Annotated in this window: 19 protein-coding genes; 16 read left to right on the top strand and 3 right to left on the bottom strand. The window is 63.0% G+C overall.

Annotated elements, in window-relative coordinates; all coding sequences use genetic code 11:
- The first annotated feature begins 2 nt into the window (after positions 1 to 2).
- The 5 genes from ACQPXH_RS29655 to ACQPXH_RS29635 all read left to right on the top strand — a co-directional run bounded on the left by ACQPXH_RS29655 (position 3) and on the right by ACQPXH_RS29635 (position 5,194).
- Positions 3 to 1,178, top strand: a complete 1,176-nt coding sequence (locus ACQPXH_RS29655; RefSeq protein WP_433599750.1) for a DUF262 domain-containing protein — start codon at positions 3 to 5, stop codon at positions 1,176 to 1,178.
- Positions 1,175 to 2,257: an AAA family ATPase gene (locus tag ACQPXH_RS29650; protein WP_433599749.1), complete on the top strand. Its 1,083-nt coding sequence runs from the start codon at positions 1,175 to 1,177 to the stop codon at positions 2,255 to 2,257. Before ACQPXH_RS29655 ends, ACQPXH_RS29650 begins: the two co-directional genes overlap by 4 nt.
- Before the next feature lie 25 nt (positions 2,258 to 2,282).
- The gene (locus tag ACQPXH_RS29645; RefSeq protein ID WP_433599748.1) at positions 2,283 to 3,191 is read left to right on the top strand and encodes a hypothetical protein; all 909 of its coding nucleotides are present in this window, start codon (positions 2,283 to 2,285) and stop codon (positions 3,189 to 3,191) included.
- Positions 3,192 to 3,830: 639 nt separating this feature from the next.
- A complete protein-coding gene (locus tag ACQPXH_RS29640) occupies positions 3,831 to 4,391 on the top strand; it encodes a DUF6973 domain-containing protein (protein ID WP_433599747.1) in 561 nt (186 codons plus the stop codon).
- On the top strand, positions 4,388 to 5,194 hold the full coding sequence (locus ACQPXH_RS29635) for a hypothetical protein (protein ID WP_433599746.1): 807 nt from the start codon (positions 4,388 to 4,390) through the stop codon (positions 5,192 to 5,194). The genes ACQPXH_RS29640 and ACQPXH_RS29635 overlap by 4 nt, the downstream gene beginning before the upstream one ends.
- 56 nt (positions 5,195 to 5,250) lie before the next feature.
- On the opposite strand, the gene ACQPXH_RS29630 is transcribed toward ACQPXH_RS29635, so the two are convergent.
- Complete coding sequence (locus tag ACQPXH_RS29630) at positions 5,251 to 5,814, bottom strand: DUF3916 domain-containing protein (RefSeq protein WP_433599745.1); 564 nt, start codon at positions 5,812 to 5,814, stop codon at positions 5,251 to 5,253.
- 283 nt (positions 5,815 to 6,097) lie between these two features.
- Here ACQPXH_RS29630 and rpsH point away from each other — a divergent pair, with 283 nt between their 5' ends.
- From rpsH to ACQPXH_RS29575, 11 genes are all read left to right on the top strand, one after another.
- Positions 6,098 to 6,496, top strand: a complete 399-nt coding sequence (gene rpsH, locus ACQPXH_RS29625) for a 30S ribosomal protein S8 (RefSeq protein ID WP_062983150.1) — start codon at positions 6,098 to 6,100, stop codon at positions 6,494 to 6,496.
- 14 nt (positions 6,497 to 6,510) lie between these two features.
- Complete coding sequence (gene rplF, locus ACQPXH_RS29620) at positions 6,511 to 7,050, top strand: 50S ribosomal protein L6 (protein WP_433599744.1); 540 nt, start codon at positions 6,511 to 6,513, stop codon at positions 7,048 to 7,050.
- A gap of 2 nt (positions 7,051 to 7,052) precedes the next feature.
- On the top strand, positions 7,053 to 7,460 hold the full coding sequence (gene rplR / locus ACQPXH_RS29615) for a 50S ribosomal protein L18 (RefSeq protein ID WP_433599743.1): 408 nt from the start codon (positions 7,053 to 7,055) through the stop codon (positions 7,458 to 7,460).
- 31 nt (positions 7,461 to 7,491) lie between these two features.
- Positions 7,492 to 8,154 carry a 30S ribosomal protein S5 gene (gene rpsE, locus ACQPXH_RS29610; RefSeq protein ID WP_063046902.1) on the top strand — a complete coding sequence of 221 codons (663 nt, stop codon included), beginning with the start codon at positions 7,492 to 7,494 and terminating at the stop codon, positions 8,152 to 8,154.
- Positions 8,155 to 8,156: 2 nt separating this feature from the next.
- Entirely contained in the window at positions 8,157 to 8,351 is a 195-nt protein-coding gene (gene rpmD / locus ACQPXH_RS29605) for a 50S ribosomal protein L30 (RefSeq protein ID WP_433599742.1), read from the top strand.
- A gap of 1 nt (position 8,352) precedes the next feature.
- A complete protein-coding gene (gene rplO / locus ACQPXH_RS29600) occupies positions 8,353 to 8,796 on the top strand; it encodes a 50S ribosomal protein L15 (protein WP_063046903.1) in 444 nt (147 codons plus the stop codon).
- Positions 8,797 to 9,010: 214 nt separating this feature from the next.
- Positions 9,011 to 10,333, top strand: a complete 1,323-nt coding sequence (gene secY / locus ACQPXH_RS29595; protein WP_433599741.1) for a preprotein translocase subunit SecY — start codon at positions 9,011 to 9,013, stop codon at positions 10,331 to 10,333.
- Positions 10,330 to 10,875, top strand: coding sequence for an adenylate kinase (locus tag ACQPXH_RS29590; protein ID WP_433599740.1), 546 nt, complete (start codon positions 10,330 to 10,332; stop codon positions 10,873 to 10,875). The genes secY and ACQPXH_RS29590 overlap by 4 nt, the downstream gene beginning before the upstream one ends.
- Positions 10,876 to 10,881: 6 nt before the next feature.
- Entirely contained in the window at positions 10,882 to 11,679 is a 798-nt protein-coding gene (map, locus tag ACQPXH_RS29585) for a type I methionyl aminopeptidase (RefSeq protein ID WP_433599739.1), read from the top strand.
- A gap of 42 nt (positions 11,680 to 11,721) precedes the next feature.
- The gene (locus ACQPXH_RS29580) at positions 11,722 to 11,940 is read left to right on the top strand and encodes a ribbon-helix-helix protein, CopG family (RefSeq protein WP_433599738.1); all 219 of its coding nucleotides are present in this window, start codon (positions 11,722 to 11,724) and stop codon (positions 11,938 to 11,940) included.
- The gene (locus ACQPXH_RS29575) at positions 11,937 to 12,284 is read left to right on the top strand and encodes a type II toxin-antitoxin system PemK/MazF family toxin (protein ID WP_433599737.1); all 348 of its coding nucleotides are present in this window, start codon (positions 11,937 to 11,939) and stop codon (positions 12,282 to 12,284) included. The genes ACQPXH_RS29580 and ACQPXH_RS29575 overlap by 4 nt, the downstream gene beginning before the upstream one ends.
- Positions 12,285 to 12,990: 706 nt before the next feature.
- Here the strand turns inward: ACQPXH_RS29575 and ACQPXH_RS29570 are convergent.
- Positions 12,991 to 14,490, bottom strand: a complete 1,500-nt coding sequence (locus ACQPXH_RS29570; RefSeq protein ID WP_433599736.1) for a hypothetical protein — start codon at positions 14,488 to 14,490, stop codon at positions 12,991 to 12,993.
- A gap of 255 nt (positions 14,491 to 14,745) precedes the next feature.
- Positions 14,746 to 15,177 (bottom strand): D-aminoacyl-tRNA deacylase, encoded by a 432-nt coding sequence (gene dtd, locus ACQPXH_RS29565; protein ID WP_433599735.1) that lies wholly within the window; start codon positions 15,175 to 15,177, stop codon positions 14,746 to 14,748.
- Positions 15,178 to 15,211: the final 34 nt, after the last annotated feature.

The raw sequence follows: 15,211 nt of genomic DNA, 5'->3' as shown, positions 1-15,211 counted from the left end.
CTATGTCGGCAGTGGATGCGCCCGATGCTTCGTTCGAACCCGATCACATCGTCGAGGAAGTTTTCGAGGGTGAGGCTACCGGTGTCGAGGTAGAACCTGATTACCCCATGCCCCACGAGGGCGAGATCAGGCCATGGGATCCGGAGAAGATCCGGGTGACAACCCGTCAGTTCGCGCTGCGCAATGTTTTGGACATGATCGACGACGCGGACTTGGAACTCGCACCGGACTTTCAGCGCAATCGGGTATGGAAGCCAAGGCAGAAGTCCAGGTTGATTGAAAGCCTGCTGCTGCAGATTCCGCTACCCGCTTTCTACTTCGCCGAAGACGAGGTGGGACTGCTGCGCGTTGTCGATGGCTTGCAACGTCTTTCGACGATCCACGACTTCGCCCGGAAGCTTGCCTTCGCCCTCGATGATCTGGAGTACCTCGATGAGGACGGGAAGAAGTTCGACAGTCTGACGCCGCCGCTGCGTCGTCGCCTGCTCAACACCCAGATCGTTGTCCACGTCATCGATCCGTCGACGCCAAATGACGTGAAGTACAACATCTTCAAGCGCATCAATACCGGTGGCGAACCTTTGAACGCGATGGAGATTCGGCACTGCATGAGCCGCAACCGCAGTCGGCAACTGCTCAAGCTGTGTGCGTCGCACCCGTCCTTTCATGCGGCGACCGGCGGCGTGCTACGCGACCACATACGTATGAATGACCGTGAGGCGGTCCTCCGATTCATCGCGTTTCGTCGTCTGGTCGACATCCGCGACTACGACCGCTACGGCAGCCTGGAGAACCTGCTGGACAAGACGGCTGAGCTGATCGACGCAAAGGACAAAGTGTCCGATGCTCAGGTCGGAGAATGGTTCGACGAGTTCGTGCGCGCTATGGACAACGCCCGCCTCGTCTTCGGTTCGCACGCCTTTCGGAAGTGGTCACTCTCGAGCAATCGGCTCTCGCCGATCAATCGGGCACTGTTCGAAAGCTGGGCAGTGGTGCTTGCGGACTACAAGCCAGCGCAGCTCGAAAGTGTTCGAACCAAAATTGTCAAACGGGCGCGGTCGGCGATGACTGACGACCAAGCCTACATCGCATCGATCAGCGCCTCGACCTCCGACCCGCAACGTGTCAAAACACGTTTTGCCAAGCCGCGCAGCATCATGAAGGATGTCGGTTTGTGATCGAAGCCCTCGAGATCGCCAACTTCAAACGGTTCCAACAACTCTCATTGCGCCTCAACGCGCTTACCGTGCTGACTGGCCTCAACGGTGCGGGCAAGAGCACGGTAATTCAGGCGTTGCACCTAGCGCACCAAGGCCAGCTGGACACCGATGATTTCGTCGCTCTCAATGGCTATCCAGGTCTCGATCTCGGCCAGGCCGCGGATGTGCTTTCTGCGGAAGCCACTTCGGACGCGATCGCGATCTCGGTGACATTTGGCGACGGTAGCGCGGCGAGCTGGGAGTTCTCCGGTGCGCAGAACCCGGAGTCGTCCCGGTTGTCCATCGTCGACCGGCCCGGGCGCCCAGCCTATCCCTTCGGTGACCGTGCCGGGGCGTTTACCTATCTGGCTGCGGAGCGCATCGGTCCACGGATCGCGCTGCCTACCTCGCCGTCCGAAAATGGCTGTGTGCTAGGTGAAGATGGCCGATTTGCCGCGCATGTGCTGGCGCTCGCCGACCGAGCGGAAGTGGATTCTGCCCGGCAGCATGCGGACTCGGCGTCTCCACTGCTGCGTCCGCAAGTCGAGGCCTGGATGAGCCGCCTTGTGGGCCCGTTGCAGATAGAAGCCCAGGTGGTACCGCGCACCGGGGTTGCTACCCTGAACGTGCGGGCCAGCTCGCAAGATGGATGGATCTTGTTGACCAACACGGGGTTCGGAATCAGCTACAGCCTGCCGATCATCGTGGCCGGACTCGTCGTCCCGACCGGTGGGATGTTGATCGTCGACAGCCCCGAGGCACACCTGCACCCGGCGGCACAGTCGATGATAGGGCGGTTCTTCGCTCAAATCGCGGCTGCTGGAGTTCAGGTGGTGGTCGAGACGCACAGTGACCATGTGCTCAATGGGATCCGGCGAGCGGTGACGGCCAACGAGTCATTGGTCCACTCGGACGCCGTGGTGCACTACTTCGGCGTCGATCCCGATCCCTACGAATTGACCATCGGGCCGACTGGATCGATGAGTGATTGGCCAGCAGGCTTTTTCGACCAAATGGACACTGACTTGGGGTTCATCAACCGGGCCCGGCGGAGGTAGTGGCATGCGGGGGTGGCGGTTCGTTGTGGACGAAGCGGGGTTCGCGTTCGAATCAGAGGAGCCGGCCAAACTGGAAGAGGCGTTTGCCGTCTTCCTGGAATTGCTCGACTATGTGCGGTCCACGCCAGGCACGGTGAAGCGGTCAGACGAACTGTTCGATATCGAATCGGGGTCTGGTCGCACTTTGGTCGATCATCTACTCGACCCACGCATCGACCGTGACATTCGTCAGGAACTGCATGGCCGTTTGGACAAGATCGCACGGTATGACGAAGATCCCAGCGAGTGGGAGTTCACTATCGGCACGAAGGTTCTTCCGATAGCGCCCAGCGTTGGAATCTGCCTCATGATGGCGGCGAAGCAAGTTCAGATCGCATGTCTGACAACGGCAACTGCAGGGCGGCGTGGCGCTGAGCGGGTTGAATCGAGGACTGGCGGACCGGGCGAAAGTGTATTTTTTATTGCCGACAAGACGGATGCGCCGCTGTTCTGGCGGTCCATTCTGGATTCAGATCCTGGTTTGCTGGACAACGTGGCCGACCATCAACACCTGCCCTTTCCCAACATCGTTTTTGTCGACGGGATCTGGGATCAGCTGGGTAGGTTCAGCGGTCCTCCGCTGGTGGTGCGGCGGCAGGTCATCGCGAACTTGGCTGGCCTACATGACCATGCGCCGCGGATCTGGTCCGCGGAAAAGCAGTCGGTGCGGCGGGTAAAGCTCATGCAGATCGAGGCCGATGTGGTCTGTTCGCCAGAGAGTCCGAAAACCCACAAGAATGCGAAAGCGATGCGTCAGCGCCTCGTTGACTTCAACGGCGAGCAGATCAGCTGCGAATGGCACGCGAAGCTTTCACCCACGAGTAATCGCATCCACTTCGCAGTACATGAGGGTCAGCTGTTTGTCGGTATCTTCGACGAACAGCTCCATGTGTAGTTGATGTGGCGGTTGTGCACGGCGCCAGTGCCCATGGACAGTCGGATCTCGCTGCGACTATCCGAGCGCTCCATGTGTAGAGCCTCAGGGCAGTTGCTCAGTCTCCCTGTGCGGCAGGCGGGTACAAAGCCATTGGCGACTCGGAGACAGCTCCTACACGCAGATGGCGGCCGACCGCGTTCGGTGGGATGTTACTCATACTGCGAGGCTACGACCCGCCCGCCACGATGTACAGGGAGCACAACCCACAGAACGGCTGGAGTCGGCCCCGAGGCGTCGCTGCTAAAGCCCGATTAGTCAGCGGTTGTCAGCGCCGTCCGGGGGTGCAGCGATTCATAGCGCCGTTGGGTAGCCGCCGCGCCCGCGCCCTGTAGTCGAGTGCTACAGAGGGCTTCAATGTGCGTCCTGCGAGCGAGAGTAGGTGCAGTCGAAGGGTTTTCGATGCCAAGGGGCGGGCGGGTTTGACGCCCCCACCGGATCCAGCCGGGCATCTCGCTGGCGCGCATCCCGTTCCGGCCGCTCACCTCACCGGGTACGGTCGCGATAGGATCGATAGGTGCGAAGGGGAGACTGTGGTGCTGAAGGTCGATCATGTTTCCCGCCGACCCAGACAGTGCAATCGGGAAGTTACTCAGCTCGATGGGGATCGATCCGAAGGAGATGACCGCTGGAGAGGCGGACATGCTCTCGCGGTTGAATCTGCACGGGGTCGCTGCGGCGTACGCCATCGAGGAATTGGCCTCCGATGGAGGGAAAGAAGTATTCAAGGGTGAGCTCCGCGACGGCGGCGTTGGTGACGGGCATGCCGACGCCTTCCGGCACGCGTACTGGAATGCGATGTTGACCAAGGAGTTCGGGGAGGATTGGACCAAGGCGTTCACCACCGCACACGAGCGCATCGACGACCCCGCGAAAACGCATGCCAGCGCGGAGGCGATGGACCTGTACAACAATGAGGTCGGCCGCCGGATCGCCATGCAGAATCCGAACGCATCGAATGCGGAGCTGTACACGCTGGTGAAGCAAGCCGTGCTCGATGGTCAGACGGTGGTGGTCGGGCCAGGTCCGGACAACCAACTGATGTACAGCAACCAAGTCCCGCTCGGGTATACGGGGCAGACCGACAAGGAGCCGCCTGCGCAGGGCGGTCACGATCCCGAGGGCAGTCCCGGAAAACCGACGAACGGAACGTATTGGTGAAACTGGGCGGCAAGGTGCTGTGGGGATCGGTCCTGGTGATCCTCCCAGTCTTGGTTGTGGCCGGACTGTTGCTGTTCAGCATCGGTAAGCCGGGGCAGCCGCGGCTCGAGCAGGACCGGGAACTGTCAACTCGCTTGAACGAGTTGTGGCACAACGGCGGAACCGCACCGCTGCGCGGGCTCGCGAGTGGCGACTGGGATCGAGTGCACATCTATCAGCAGGAGGAGCTCGGCCGGGATCAGGTGGAGCGGGAGGTGGGTGCGCGGGTACCGATGGAGGAAACCTTCGATCGCCGGGGCGCGAGTGCGGTGGTCTTCATGAAGGGGGTCGAGCTGCAACGGGCGGTGTGGGTGGACGTTCCGTTGCAGTCCGGTGTGTACACGGCAGCAGTGACGTTGGCCGCCCCGGGCTATCCGAAGTATCTCGAGTTCACCGATCCAGAGCCGACCGGCCCGCGTCTGGTGGCGGACCCTGAGCTGGAGGCGAAACTGCGTGAACTGGTGCGGACCCGAGGTCAAGCGCAGCTACGGGATCTGACCGGTGGTGACTGGGACCGCGTGTATGTGCTGACCGCGAACACCCGTGCGCGCGTGGAGGAATTCGTCGGGGCCACAGTGGAAATGGAGCCGGTGTTCACGCGCCAGACCAGCATCCTGGTGTATCGCAAGAGCGATGCGGTCCAGCGCGCCACCTTCATCCCAGGCTTCCTGCCGCAGGGAATTTACAGTTCGGCGGTGCGCGTCGACGCCACCGCAGGCATGCCCAAGAATCCGACTTTGTCGGACCCCGCACCACCCAAGTAGCGGTTCAGTGCTGCTTGGATTCTACGGTCGCGACCATGCAATCCCTGCTGGCGATCTCATTTGCGCGGAAACGCCCAGATCCAGTTGATGCTGTCGACGAGGTGATCGGGCCATTCCTCATCGAATTGGAGGAGCCGCGTTCCGCCAAGGAATTCAAGGCCGTTCGGTTCTGGTGGGCGAATCGGATCGAGCAGCGATGCTTCGGCGGGCGACGCTTCGATCCATCCGCCCTGGTAGGTCGTGCGCTGAACGTCTGGCACTGGAAGGAAGCTGTGGAAATAGTCTTCCGATAGAAAAATTGTCACTTCCGAGCTGAACAGGAAGGGCGTCGTCACCAGGCAGGCGACGCGGCTGTTTTCCGGGCGCCGCGTCGAACGCTCAACCGCCTCGGCAGCAGCGAAAAGTGCGATGAGGCACACGCTGCGGATCGCATTCGTCGCATACGGCGGCTCGACCAGTTTGTCGATGACCGGCAGCTTGAAATTCCAGTAGCGCTGGTCAGCGAGGCTCGTCGAGTCAGGAATTCGATCCGCGATTCGCTCTGGCCAACGAGCGAGCTGACGCAGGTGACGTCCCGGATTGCGGAGCTTCTTCTTCGGCTGCAGGTCGAGACGGCGCATCAGCGCAACCTACGCCGAGGTGAGCGGCCGGGGGCGGATTTGGCCCTCAGCTGGGGCTTGCCTACACTAGAGCGGTTGCTCGGGCACCTCTGTGTCCGCATGTCCAAGATGCGCTGTTGCATCGACGTGTGGACGGCCCTCGCACCGAGAACTCGTATGAGAACTCAATCCGGTCGGCAAATGTCGGCCGGACCGCCGAATTGCTGTAGGCCCACGGCTGGTACGCCTATTGGGTGCCGGTGTTGCATGGGAACCGCAGCGAGAAAGGTGTCAAGGTCGAACCATGACCATGACTGATCCGATCGCAGACTTCCTGACACGTCTGCGCAACGCCAACTCGGCGTACCACGATCAGGTGAAGGCTCCGCACTCGAAGCTCAAGGCGAATATCGCCGAGATCCTCAAGCGCGAGGGTTACATCGCCGACTACCGGACCGAGGATGCGACCGTGGGCAAGACCCTCGTCGTCGACCTCAAGTACGGCCCCAGCCGTGAGCGCAGCCTGCAGGGCCTGCGCCGGGTGTCGAAGCCGGGTCTGCGTGTGTACGCGAAGTCCACCAATCTGCCCAAGGTCCTGGGCGGCCTCGGCGTGGCGATCATCTCCACGTCGACCGGTCTGCTCACCGATCGTCAGGCGGCCAAGCAGGGCGTAGGCGGCGAAGTCCTCGCCTACGTCTGGTAAGGGAGGTAGGACAAATGTCGCGTATTGGTAAGAAGCCCATCGCCATTCCTGCCGGTGTCGAGGTCGCCATCGACGGCCAGAGCGTGTCGGTGAAGGGGCCCAAGGGCGCCCTGACCCACCTCGTCGCCGAGCCGATCACCGTCACCAAGGGTGAGGACGGCCAGCTCGAGGTCGCCCGCCCGGACGACCAGCGCCAGAACCGCTCGCTGCACGGCCTGACCCGTACCTTGGTCTCGAACATGATCGAGGGCGTGACCAAGGGCTACGAGAAGAAGATGGAAATCTTCGGCGTCGGTTACCGTGTCGCGGCCAAGGGCTCCAACCTGGAGTTCGCCCTCGGCTACTCGCACCCGGTGCCGATCGAGGCCCCGGAGGGCATCACCTTCGCGGTGGAATCGCCCACCAAGTTCTCCGTGTCCGGAATCGACAAGCAGAAGGTCGGTCAGATCTCCGCTGTCATCCACGGACTGCGTAAGCCCGATCCCTATAAGGGCAAGGGCATCCGCTACGCCGGCGAGGTCGTTCGCCGCAAGGTCGGAAAGACGGGTAAGTGATCATGGCGCAAACCGAAAATCAGAAGGCCAAGCGCATTCCGCGTGGCAAGGACGTGTCGACGACGCGTCGTCTGTCGAAGACCCGCCGTCACTTCCGTCTGCGCAAGAAGGTCGTCGGCACCACCCAGCGTCCGCGTCTGGTGGTCAACCGCTCCTCGCGTCACCTGCACGCACAGCTCATCGACGACTCGATCGGCAAGACCATTGCCGCCGCGTCCTCGATCGAGGCCGATGTGCGCGCACTGGACGGCGACAAGTCGGCCAAGGGCAAGAAGGTCGGTCAGCTGCTCGCCGAGCGTGCCAAGGCCGCGGGCATCGAGGCCGTTGTGTTCGACCGTGGTGGCCACGACTACCACGGCCGCATCGCGGCGCTCGCCGATGCCGCTCGCGAAGGTGGGTTGAAGTTCTGATGACTGCAAACATTTACGGAAGGAACGTCTGATGCCGGGACGTCAGAGGCGTGACGGCGGCAACGGACCCGCCGGACAGCAGAATGGTGCCGCCGGTGGCGGCGACAGCCGTGACGGCCGCGGCGGTGGTCGCGATCGTCGTGGCGGTGGTGACCGTCGTGACCAGCAGGCCGACAAGAACCAGCTCGAGCGCGTCGTCGCGATCAACCGCGTCTCCAAGGTCGTGAAGGGTGGTCGTCGCTTCAGCTTCACCGCCCTGGTGATCGTCGGTGACGGCAACGGTCTGGTCGGCGTCGGCTACGGCAAGGCCAAGGAAGTTCCCGCGGCCATCCAGAAGGGTGTCGAGGAGGCTCGCAAGGGCTTCTTCCGCGTTCCGATGATCGGCTCGACCATCACCCACCCGGTGCAGGGTGAGGCGGCGGCCGGTGTGGTCATGCTGCGTCCGGCCTCGCCCGGTACCGGTGTGATCGCCGGTGGTGCGGCGCGCGCGGTGCTGGAATGCGCTGGTATCCATGACATTCTGGCGAAGTCGCTCGGTAGCGACAACGCCATCAACGTCGTGCACGCGACGGTTGCGGCGCTCAAGATGCTGCAGCGTCCAGAAGAGGTCGCGGCCCGTCGCGGTCTGCCCCTCGAGGACGTTGCCCCTGCGGGCATGCTGCGCGCACGCGCTCAGGCAGCGGGAGGTCGGTAGTTATGGCCCAAGAGGTTAAGACCCAGCTCAAGGTGACCCAGATCAAGTCGTCGATCGGCGCCAAGGCGAACCAGCGGGAGAGCCTTCGTACGCTCGGCCTGCGCAAGATCCGCCAGACCGTGGTTCGTGAGGACAACCCGCAGAACCGTGGGCTGATCAACGTCGTGCGCCACCTCGTAACAGTTGAGGAGGTCTGACATGACCATCAAGTTGCATCACCTGCGTCCGGCTCCCGGCGCCAAGACCGAGAAGACCCGTGTGGGTCGCGGTGAGGGCTCCAAGGGCAAGACCGCGGGCCGCGGTACCAAGGGCACCAAGGCTCGCAAGAACGTCCCGGCCGCCTTCGAGGGTGGGCAGATGCCGATTCACATGCGGCTGCCCAAGCTCAAGGGCTTCACGAACCGGTTCCGCACGGAATACCAGGTCGTGAATGTCGGCGCGATCGCGAAGCTGTTCCCCGAGGGCGGCGCGATCGGCAAGGCGGAGCTGGTGGCAGCCGGCGCGGTTCGCAAGAACCAGCTGGTCAAGGTTCTCGGCGATGGCGAGATCGGCGTCGCGGTCCAGGTGACCGTCGACAAGGTGACCGGCGCCGCCAAGGAGAAGATCACCGCGGCCGGTGGCACTGTCACCGAGCTGGGCTGACGGTACTCTGCAGATAGTGGCACCGGACGAGTGAAGAGCTCGACAGTGTTCGATTGGCGGCGCTCGCGTGCCCTCCGTGGTTATGCGAGCTGCCGCCTCTGGGCACTGAGCTCACACCGCCGGTGCCACTGTTAGAGTTCAGTTGTTGTCTGCCAAGCCTCGTCACGGGTTTTCTATATCCGTGGCATGACCATGTCGTTCGCCAGGAGGATCTGTGCTTTCCGCCTTCGTATCGGCCTTCCGGACTCCGGACTTACGGCGGAAGATTCTCTTCACGCTGGGGTTGATCGCGCTGTACCGCTTGGGTGCTTCGCTGCCGTCCCCCGGTGTCGACTACAAGAGTGTGCAGGAATGCATCGACCTGGTCTCCGGCGGAGATTCCGCCGGTATCTATCAGCTGATCAACCTGTTCTCCGGTGGTGCGCTGCTGCAGTTGTCGGTCTTCGCGATCGGCATCATGCCCTACATCACCGCGAGCATCATTATCCAGCTGCTCACCGTCGTCATCCCGCGCTTCGAAGAACTGCGTAAAGAAGGCCAAACGGGCCAGAACAAGATGACGCAGTACACCAGGTACCTCTCGATCGCGCTGGCGATCCTGCAGGCCACCGGTCTGGTCGCGCTCGCGGCCCGCGGTCAGCTGCTGCAGGGCTGCCAGAAGGACATCCTGGCCGACACCAGCATCTTCGGCATGGTGATCATCGTGCTGGTGATGACCGCCGGTGCCGCACTGGTCATGTGGTTCGGCGAGCAGATCACCGAGCGCGGCATCGGCAACGGCATGTCGCTGCTCATCTTCGGCGGTATCGCCGCGCGCATCCCCACCGAGGGCAAGAACATTCTGGACAACCGCGGCGGACTGGTCTTCGGACTCGTCTGTGTCGCCGCGTTCGCCATCGTCACCGCGGTAATCTTCGTCGAGCAGGGCCAGCGCCGAATTCCGGTGCAGTACGCCAAGCGTGTGGTCGGCCGCAAGATGTACGGCGGTTCCTCGACCTATCTGCCGCTGAAGGTCAATCAGGCCGGTGTTATTCCGGTGATCTTCGCGTCCTCACTGTTGTACCTGCCGAACCTGGTCGCGCAGCTGACCTCCTCGAAGACCGCCACCGATAGGAGTTGGTGGCAGGAGATCATCCAGAAATACCTGGTGAACCCGGGCAACCCCGCATACATCGCGATCTACTTCGGTTTGATCGTGTTCTTCACCTACTTTTATGTCGCGATCACCTTCAACCCGGAGGAACGCGCGGACGAGATGAAGAAGTTCGGCGGCTTCATCCCCGGGTATCGCCCCGGTAGGCCCACCGCCGACTACCTCAATTTCGTATTGAGCCGCATTACCCTCCCCGGCTCGATCTACCTCGGTCTCGTGGCCGTCCTGCCGAACCTTTTCCTCGATATCGGCGCATCCGGTGGCACCCAGAACCTTCCGTTCGGTGGCACCTCGGTGCTGATCATGGTGAGCGTCGGCTTGGACACCGTGAAGCAGATCGAAAGCCAGCTGATGAATCGAAATTACGAAGGGTTCCTCAAGTGAGACTTGTACTTCTCGGACCGCCGGGAGCCGGCAAGGGCACCCAGGCCGACCTATTGTCGGACAAACTGGGCGTCCCGCACATCTCCACCGGGGACCTGTTCCGCACGAATATCTCCGCTCGGACACCGCTGGGCCGGGAGGCGCAGAAGTACATCGACGCTGGCGATCTGGTACCGAGCGATGTGACGAACCGCATGGTCGAGGCTCGGGTCGCCGAGCCGGATGCCGCGAACGGCTTTGTGTTGGACGGCTACCCGCGCACAGTCGATCAGGCCGACGCGCTGGAGAAGATCCTCGCGGATATGGACAAGAAGCTCGACGCGGTGCTCTGCTTCGTCGTGCCCGAGGAGACCGTGGTCGGCCGGATGATGGCGCGCGGTCGCAACGACGACAACGAGGACGTGATCCGCAATCGGCTCCGGGTGTACCGCGAGGAGACCGAGCCGCTGCTGGAGCATTACGACGGTCTGGTCGTCTCGGTCGACGGTGTCGGCGAGATCGACGAGGTCAACGCACGCGCGCTGCACGCCCTGGGACACTGAGGCCGGATGGTCTTCAACCGCAAGAAGAAGGTCGTGCCGTTCCGGACGGCAGGTGAACTGGATGCGATGGCGGCGGCCGGTGCGATTGTCGGCCGCGCACTCGTCGCGGCGCGCGCGGCGGCCAAGCCCGGTGTTTCCACCCTGGAGTTGGACGAGATCGCCGAGCAGGTGATCCGCGATGCGGGCGCCGTGCCGTCGTTCAAGGGATATCACGGCTTTCCGGGTTCGATCTGCGCATCGGTGAACGACCGTGTGGTGCACGGGATTCCGACCTCGTCCGAGATCCTGACCGAAGGTGATCTGGTCTCGATCGACTGTGGCGCGATTCTCGAAGGCTGGCACGGTGATTCGGCTTGGACCTTCGGCGTGGGCACGATCATCGAGGCCGATGAGCTGCTCAGCGATGCCACCAGGATATCGATGGAGGCGGGTATCGCGGCCATGCTGCCCGGTAACCGGCTGACCGACGTCTCGCATGCCATCGAAATGGGTACGCGCGCGGCCGAAAAGGAACACGGTCGGTCCTACGGCATCGTCGACGGTTACGGTGGGCACGCCATCGGCCGGGAGATGCATATGGATCCGTTCCTGGCCAACGAGGGTGCGCCGGGTAAGGGGCCGAAACTCGTGGTCGGATCGGTGCTCGCGATCGAGCCGATGCTGACGTTGGGCACTACGCAGACGAAGGTGCTCGACGACGACTGGACCGTGGTGACGTTGGACGGAAGTCGGGCGGCGCACTGGGAACATTCGGTTGCGGTTACCGAGGACGGGCCGCGGATTCTTACGGTTCGTCCGAAATAAGAGCGGTATCCTGCGCGTTCCTACCCTGGTAGCATTGGTGGTATGAAGCTTAGTGTGAGCCTGTCGGACGAGGACGTGGCGGTGCTCGACGCTGAAGTGTGTCGGTCCGGCCTGCCAGGGCGGTCGGCCGCCGTTCACAAGGCGATCGCGCTGCTGCGTAGTCGTGCTCTCGAAGATGCCTACGAAGAGGCATGGGATGAGTGGGACGGAGCTGGTGAGGAAGCTGTCTGGTCGGCGACTGTCGACGACGGGCTGAGGTGATGCGCCGTGGCGATCTCGTGCTCGTAGATTTCGATCCGGTTCGCGGGAACGAGGTCAGTAAGCTTCGTCCCGCAATCGTCGTGAGTAACGACGGTGCCAATCGTCGCGCCGAGCAACTTGGCCGAGGCGTTGTCACAGTTGTCCCGGTTACCAGCAACACTGAGAAGGTTTTTCCGTTCCAGGTCTTGTTGAAGGATGTGCCGGGTCTGCGGGTTCTCTCGAAAGCCCAGGCCGAGCAAGTGCGTTCGGTATCAGTCGAGAGAGTCGGGCGCACGTTGGGTCGACTGCCCGAAACTCTTGCGGCCGAACTCGATCGGGCGCTACGACTACATTTGAGTCTGTAGCTCGACTCTGTTCCTGGATTCGGCGAACATTCCGCCGTGTGCCGTGGTCGGTCACGCTGTCCGACTCCGTGTTCGGTGACGTCGCGCGGCGAGGAGCCGAGCCGCACCGGCGCCCGCAGGTCGTAAATGTCTGGTAAGCAACGACTTCGGACACAATGCGTCCGCTGCCTGCCCTGACATTACCCAGCTCGCGCTGGATCGGTGTCGTCGTTCCTTGCGCCGCGTCCTACCGCAACCCGGGGTCATCCAGGGGATCGACCGCAAACCACATTGGCGATGATTTCTCCTCCGATTCGTGTTGAACCTCGACGATGGGAGAAGCGTATGGCCGGGGGTGGGGTGCTCACCCGAGTAGATGGCTACTCGAATTCCCTTGTGGGATTGCGTGGCTCTGCGGCGAACAGTGATCGTTCGATGGGTGCTTCAGGGCGGCGATACGGGTCTCCGTACAGCTCAGGGCGGTGCGCGGGGTGCATGGCGCACCGAGTAGGTAGCGACTTCCGCTAGACCGCTGCGCGGCTCAATTCGGCTGTGATGTTCGGATATCGACCGGGCGGCGTACGGTGCGGATTACGTCGGTGTGGATGGGGAAGTCGAATTCGCCGGTTGCTGTCTCGGGTCTGCCGTGCAGGTAGTCGGAGATTGACACTGGCTGCGGCAGTCTCGATGATCGTCGACATGATCGGTGCTCTGTGGAAGTACCCGGTTAACTCCCGTTGCCGCGGAAGAAGAGGACATTGTCGCCGTAGTCCGCGAGCGGAATGGCCAGGGCCGCTTGCCGAATGCCGCTGGCGGGCAGGTGGGTGAGTTTCGCGAACATTTCGGTGTTGCCGAACGCGGCGCGGACCTGGGTTTCGGACGCGTAATCCGCGCCGTAGTCGGCCAGGGCCGCGAAGTCCAGGGGTGCCAATGGGGCATCGAGTGGGGCCTGTCCGCTCGGGCGGCCGAGTGCGGCGTATTGGGTGGCCACACCGTCCTCGTAGCGGCACAGCTCGTAGGACATCTTCTCGTTCGCGGTAACGCTGATCACCGGCCAACGCGCGGAAAGGTGCTGTGCCAGTGGATGTTTGCCAACCTGGGTGATCTCCCAGTTCAGGCTCATGACGACAACCGAACCGCCGTATGGCTGTTCGATCAGCACTACGTCATCGCCTAGGGATTCGGTCGAGTTCAGTTCGGGATCGAAGGTATGCCAGTGGGTTTCGTGTGCGCCGCGCACGGCTGAGCGATCGACCTGGCGTGCGTTGTCGGTGGCGTAGGCCGCGATGATCGCGGCGCGAACCTGGGCGACGGCGTCGCGCGCGCTGCAGCGGACACTCAATGCGCCGAAGGTCGCACCGATTTCCACCGGCCGGGACGGGGGATCGGGTAGGGCGCCAGCGGCCAGCGGCTTCAGGCCGACCAGCGCGAGCTTCCAGTTGATCTCCTCGATCGTGGCGAGATCGCCGGAGGTTTGGTACAGAATCTGCTGCTGCGTCAGATGTCCCGCGCGCTGCAAGGTCCGGGCTTCGAGTTTGGTGAGCGCGGTGAAGGTCTTGTTGGTGAGATCGATGTCCTCGATCCGGGTTTCGCGTAGCCGTGCCGTCATCTCAGGTGAGGTCAGTGCCGCATACCGCTCGCGATACATCGCCACGGCTTGTTTGCGCTGGCGGCCGACCATCAGTGTGCGCAGCAGCATGTTCAGGCTGGCGAGATATTTTCCGGACTGATCCGGATTCGCCGCGAACAGCGCGCTGCGGATGCGCACGGCATCCTCACTGGCGGCGACGGCGGCCTTCGGGTCGAGGCGGCACAACCAGACGCCGCATTTCGAGAGCCCGTCCGCGCAGACGGCGGCCACCTGCGGATGCGTCTGTGACACTTGGCGATAGGTATGGCAGGCATTGCGGATGGTGCTCGCCGCGAGCTCGCGGTGACCGATGTGCCGGGTCGCCTGCTCGAAGACGCGTAGCGCATCCTGGACTTCGCCCGCGAACTCGGCGGTCACCCGACCGGCGGCGAGCCAGTGCAGCCGGATGCCGACGGACTCCTGCGAAGGGGCCAAGGCCTCGGCCGTCCGGTCCCTGCCGGGGCCGTTCTTGGTCGCGACCAGGCCTTTTGCGAGGTCGCACAGCGACGAGGCCAGACGCAATTCGTTCTCGACCGTCCGGTCGATCGCTGCCCTGCGATCCTCGGCTACCCGACGCTCGAGTGCACTCAGATCCATCGCGACCTCAACTCCCGCTTCACCTTCCGCGTCACGGTCGTCGAGCGGCCGCATTCTGCTCGACCGAGTTTGCCATAGAAATGGCCGGAATGAGCAGGCAATCAACCGGCGACCGGTGCTGCCGCGATCGACCTGTCGACAGCCATGACAACCGCGCTCGCGGCCGCCGTGGCTGTTCCGCGTGGTTCGTGAGTGTAGCCGTGCGAACCAGCGGTGCACGAAGCTGTCAGGGGTGGTTGCGCTCGGCGGTTGTGGTCAGCCCTCCAGGAGCAGTGTCACGGGACCGTCATTGACGAGTTCGACGTGCATATGCGCGCCGAACCGTCCGGTGGCGACGGTTGCGCCGAGCTCGCGCAGTGCTTGCGCGAAGGTCTCGACCAGCGGTTCGGCGACGGGGGCGGGTGCGGCGGCGGACCAGGACGGCCGCCGTCCCTTGCCGGTATCGGCGTAGAGGGTGAACTGGCTGACCACGAGAACGGGCGCATCCAGGTCCGCGGCCGCGCGTTCCCCCTGCAGGATTCGCAACCGCCACACCTTGTCCGCCAATGCCTTCGCGGTGGATTCCGTGTCCTCATGCGTCACTCCGACCAGGGTGACCAGGCCCTGCGGATTCGGTTCGATCCGGCCAACGGTCTGTCCGTCGACGGTCACTTGCGCGGCGGATACGCGCTGCACCAGTACTCGCATGCTTCGATCCTTGCACCCGGGTGATCGCGGGTGC

The sequence above is a fragment of the Nocardia sp. CA-135953 genome, from assembly GCF_050955735.1.
GTDB lineage: Bacteria > Actinomycetota > Actinomycetes > Mycobacteriales > Mycobacteriaceae > Nocardia.
Note: the sequence above shows the minus strand (reverse complement) of the source record. Positions and strands in the feature narration are given on the sequence as shown.

Coding starts and splice junctions, on each gene's coding strand:
- rpmD (WP_433599742.1), top strand. CDS start 8,157: ATGGCCCAAGAGGTTAAGACCCAGCTCAAGGTGACCCAGATCAAGTCG.
- map (WP_433599739.1), top strand. CDS start 10,882: ATGGTCTTCAACCGCAAGAAGAAGGTCGTGCCGTTCCGGACGGCAGGT.
- ACQPXH_RS29630 (WP_433599745.1), bottom strand. CDS start 5,814: ATGCGCCGTCTCGACCTGCAGCCGAAGAAGAAGCTCCGCAATCCGGGA.
- rplO (WP_063046903.1), top strand. CDS start 8,353: ATGACCATCAAGTTGCATCACCTGCGTCCGGCTCCCGGCGCCAAGACC.
- rplR (WP_433599743.1), top strand. CDS start 7,053: ATGGCGCAAACCGAAAATCAGAAGGCCAAGCGCATTCCGCGTGGCAAG.
- rplF (WP_433599744.1), top strand. CDS start 6,511: ATGTCGCGTATTGGTAAGAAGCCCATCGCCATTCCTGCCGGTGTCGAG.
- ACQPXH_RS29580 (WP_433599738.1), top strand. CDS start 11,722: ATGAAGCTTAGTGTGAGCCTGTCGGACGAGGACGTGGCGGTGCTCGAC.
- rpsE (WP_063046902.1), top strand. CDS start 7,492: ATGCCGGGACGTCAGAGGCGTGACGGCGGCAACGGACCCGCCGGACAG.
- rpsH (WP_062983150.1), top strand. CDS start 6,098: ATGACCATGACTGATCCGATCGCAGACTTCCTGACACGTCTGCGCAAC.
- ACQPXH_RS29655 (WP_433599750.1), top strand. CDS start 3: ATGTCGGCAGTGGATGCGCCCGATGCTTCGTTCGAACCCGATCACATC.
- dtd (WP_433599735.1), bottom strand. CDS start 15,177: ATGCGAGTACTGGTGCAGCGCGTATCCGCCGCGCAAGTGACCGTCGAC.
- ACQPXH_RS29640 (WP_433599747.1), top strand. CDS start 3,831: ATGGGGATCGATCCGAAGGAGATGACCGCTGGAGAGGCGGACATGCTC.
- ACQPXH_RS29570 (WP_433599736.1), bottom strand. CDS start 14,490: ATGGATCTGAGTGCACTCGAGCGTCGGGTAGCCGAGGATCGCAGGGCA.